Raw genomic sequence first — 4467 nt, 5'->3', positions numbered from 1 at the left:
TGCAAGATAGAGATCATCCATCAGTTCGCCTATTTGCTTTAAAATTGTAGTAAGTTCGTAATCCCCGTTGATATGCTCAACAAGTATCTTCATCAAACCTTGCTTAACAACCTTAACGCCTATTTTCTCTTTGAACATTTCGCCAAAAAAATTACACCAATGCACAAACTCATCAAGCTGGTCAACTTCAACCTGCTTACCGTATTTGCTCATTATGTTTTTTACTTCATCACGAATTATTCGAGGGTTATATCCGGCATGTCTACATACCTCAGCAAACTGAGGTGTCGATTGCCACATAATTTCTTCCTTAAACAACTCGTTATCAGGATTAGCATTTCGAAGGATCTCTAAACTTCGAATCAACATGCCTTCTAAAAGCATATCAATGTCGTTTTGAGTCCACGCTATGTGATACTGATTAGTCTTATGTTCAAAGTGAGGATCCATCATCATCATTGCAGAACATTTCTCATTGCCTCGACGAATCGAATCAACAATGTCTCTGTCTAGTGTGTGATGGATTGTTTCAGGTAGCGACCAAAACGGTTGCACCTGATGATTGATTTTAGATTTACGCATTGATGTGTCCTCCAGGAACGCGAGAAACACCAATCCCATGCGGGTGATGTTCCCGCTTGGGTAGTAAATATTTAAATGGGGTTTACTTACATAAATTCATCAATTGACTCATTTCTGAGTCAGTTCTAGATAGGCGGCGTGAAGTTTTAAGAAACTTCTCATCAACTACATCTGAGTCTCGAATTTGTATAAGTTTTTTTAAAATTTTCTGCTTGCGACGACGATAGTATGCCGCTTGAGAAGATAGGGTTTTGTTACTCATTGTGTTCTCCAAATTTTGAGGAACACCATCCCGTGAGGGTGTGTCCTCAAGGGTGATTGAGCATAAATTTAGTTATTGTCTTTTGATTTCTCTTTCGATCTTTCATCATTGAACGTTGCAATATGGTATATACCCATACATAACCCTCCAACAATGACGATTCCAATCGAAATAAAAGGCATCCAATAACTTACTGTTTCAGTAATCATAATACTCGGATTAATGCGTACCCAACAGGGACGATATCCCTGTTGGGTTGATGTTTAATTAATTCTGAAAACCATTGCCTCTTTGGAAAGAGTTGTTTGGTCTAGAATTATGTTGGTACTGTGCCGCACGCTGTTGCGGTGCATTGGCATATTGTCCTTGCGGAGCATGTTGCTGTTGCGGTGCATTGGCATATTGCCCTTGAGGAGCATATTGCTGTTGCGGTGCATTAGCATATTGTCCTTGAGGAGCATGTTGCTGTTGCGGTGCATTAGCATATTGTCCTTGAGGAGCATGTTGCTGTTGCGGTGCATTAGCATATTGTCCTTGAGGAGCATTAGTATATTGCCCTTGCGGTGTATTGTTATGGGTATTAGAAGTGTTGCGTTCTGTTTTTGCAGAATATTCAACAACTTCATTTACAACAATTTTCATACCATAACGTTTTGTACCATTTTGAGGTTGGTAATTGTTTGAGGCCATAAACCCGTTAACTGTCATTTTGTCGCCAATATTGGGTTGAAAATTAAGTTTTGCAGGAATATAAGCTTCGAGAAACAAAGTATCTTTAGTTTCCCATTGTCCATTAACCATTGAACCTTCGTTATACGCTAACGATATTGCACATGCGCCGCCCTGAATGGGTTTAACTTGTGAAACATTGCCAGTGAAAATGATGGTGTTTTGGCGAGTTGATTGATTTTGATTGTTCATAATATTGTGTCCTTCCATTTTAAGAGGTTTAACCCAAAGAAAGACACGTTCCCCCAATGGGTGAATGTCTCCCTTTGAGGGGTTGGTTAGCCAAATGGCTCTCACATCAACGGTATTGCTTTAATACTGTTAATGCCGGTCACTATCTCATTTCTGATAATAGCCGCTCAGGTTTCCCATGTTGAGCTGACATGCGTCTATATAAAAATTAATTTCAAAGCCAAAAGAGGCTTAAAAAATTAAGTATTAGGGATAAACGATTGAGGAACCTTTTAAACCGAAATCGACTACTTAAAATCGACTTTGATTTGATTAGTTTGTTTTTGAGTGGCGACATTGCCGCCACTCGCGAAATTTTCCGCCGAAGAGTAAATTCTTCGCCACTAAAAAGTGATTAGTTACTTATTGTCCATAACAATGGTCGAACAATAATTTTGTTGATAATCAACGCAGGAACTGACATTGCTAAAACGATAATAATTTCCATACTAATCACCCTTATTAAGTTTGTTGGCCTCACCAAATCTTCCTCGCAAAGAAGATTTGAAGAGGCCAACAAAAAGGTTACCCAAACGGGTAAGCCTTGGTGTTAGCTTCATGATTCAAATTAACGCGCAACTACCCATAGAAGTGGTTGAACGATGATTTTATGAATGATGATTGCTGGTATTATAAGTAAAGCGATGATTGTAAGTTCCATAAGTGTGTCCTCCAAGGACATAAAAGGAACACACTTATCCCAATGGGAGTAAATGCGTCCCAGTGGGTGAGTAAATATTGATTGAGTTGATAGTAAATAAATAGCAATGCTACATATTTACTCAGTTGTAGAGAAAGTTGTCCAAAAGGGATTAAAGTTCTCTTGTGGGTTATTGGTTAAGGGTTGATACAAGTAAATTTGTAAATTTTCCTAGGAAATTTTACAAATTTGTCATTAATTACTTCGCAAAATAATTAACCGCTCGGGTTTCCCATGGTGAGCTGACATGCGTTTACTAAAATTTTAACTGACTACCAAAAAGGTAGAAAAATAAAATGATGAGGATAAACGATTGAGGAAATTGAAAAATTGACAAGCTAAACCGACCTTTACAAACTCAAGAGTTAGTCTGCAAGGTTGTTTTAGGTTGCGAATTTAGTTGGTATTGCTGTGTTACAGTAAATTATGTAATCAGCTTGGTTGATGTCAATGAACATCGATGTTTTGGGGTTGTGTGAGCTTCTGCTCTATAGTTATGATGTGTTTCATCATATTGAGTTGTAGTGATACTTGACACTACAACTCAAATTTACATCATTTATTTATTCGCTGCAATGCTGTAAATCACAAATTTTCGAAAACTTCAATTCCAAAAGCTTGTTCTATAAATCGTGATTGTTCACCGAACCAAGAAAGGTATAATTTTGACTTGGCGCGAGTCATACCAACATACAGTAATCTTCGTTCTTCTTCAGTTAATGCTGGAGTTATGGTCACGCCAGGCATCGTGTGAGGTATATTGTTTGCACTTACCCCCATCAAACACACAACATCCCACTCCAACCCTTTTGAACCATGCAATGTTGTTAGCACTGGTAGTTCATCCGTCTTATCACGCCTTTTTATTTGATTTGAAAAATCTTCTATGCATTTCAATTTTTCAAGTAGTGTTGCACCCGGCATACTCCAAAGGATTTCTTCGAATACATCCTGAAACTTTTGCGTTCTCTCTGTCAAAATGTCACTAAACGAAGTGATAACAAACTGGATAAGAGCCATAACTTTCTCTTTGTCCGAGCAATCAGCCAGATGCCATTGTTGTTGGCAAACTTGATTTAGTAAGATGGTATTAGCATTTAAATCCCACTCATTTATGTTGCAGTGGCCAAAACCTGCACCTCCTAATGACGCTTTAATTTGCACAATATTGGATTGTGATTCTTGTAGAAAAACAAGTAGTGGGATCAGGTGATTATGTGGGTTTAGTTGAGTTATAGTACAGAAAAAATGCATCAATATTTTTAGGTGGTCGTTTTCCCAAATTGATTTGCTGTTTATTCTGTTAACTTCTATATTTGCTTCAGAATTTAAGTGTTTTTCTAAATCATTTAATTCTTGATTGGTTCTGGCTAATACTGCAATTGATTGGCCAGCATTGTTCATGATTACGTTTGTTATTTGTTCGAGCTCTTGTTCTTGGTCGGAAGATTTTAATAAAAACACCTCCCCTTCAATCTGCGAGCCTGAATTCATCACTTTATTAATCCTATCGCTGTTACGCTTAATTACCTCGCCTGCTGAAGATAAGATCTCTGAACCACAACGAAAGCACATGCTTAACGTATGCGTTATCACATTGAAATCGTTTTTAAACATTCGCATTCCATGGACGCCTAACGCCCCCCTGAAGCTGAAAATTGATTGGTCATCATCGCCTACAACCGTTATTTTCGCCCCAGCCAAACCATGACTTTTGACCCAAGAATATTGGACTAAATCTGTATCTTGAAACTCATCAACTATAATTTGCGTACAGTTAATTGGTTCAATATCGCCCACTATTAATGCACGCGTGACTTCCACGCACATTGTATCCAGTGGCCAATACTTAAGTTCATCTAGCTTTTGAAGGTAATAATTATAAAAGTGATTTACCCCGCCAATTTCAAACACTTTGCTGAATTCAAACTCAACATCTTCATGAAATGGTGTTTCGCTATAC

General features: G+C 37.9%; 4 protein-coding genes. All 4 read right to left on the bottom strand.

All coding sequences use genetic code 11. The annotated features are described in order from the left end of the window. The coding region (locus H5202_RS18205; protein WP_182773317.1) for a hypothetical protein at positions 1-582 on the bottom strand (582 nt) is incomplete at its 3' end. Positions 583-664: 82 nt separating this feature from the next. Further along, positions 665-844 (bottom strand): hypothetical protein, encoded by a 180-nt coding sequence (locus H5202_RS18200; RefSeq protein ID WP_182773316.1) that lies wholly within the window; start codon positions 842-844, stop codon positions 665-667. A gap of 267 nt (positions 845-1111) precedes the next feature. Further along, positions 1112-1765 (bottom strand): single-stranded DNA-binding protein, encoded by a 654-nt coding sequence (locus tag H5202_RS18195; protein WP_182773315.1) that lies wholly within the window; start codon positions 1763-1765, stop codon positions 1112-1114. Between the two features lie 1324 nt (positions 1766-3089). Next, the coding region (locus tag H5202_RS18190) for a 3'-5' exonuclease (protein WP_182773314.1) at positions 3090-4467 on the bottom strand (1378 nt) is incomplete at its 5' end.

It is taken from the genome of Shewanella sp. SG41-4 (assembly GCF_014164505.1).
Lineage (GTDB): Bacteria > Pseudomonadota > Gammaproteobacteria > Enterobacterales > Shewanellaceae > Shewanella.
This window is presented reverse-complemented; position numbering and strand designations above follow the sequence as displayed.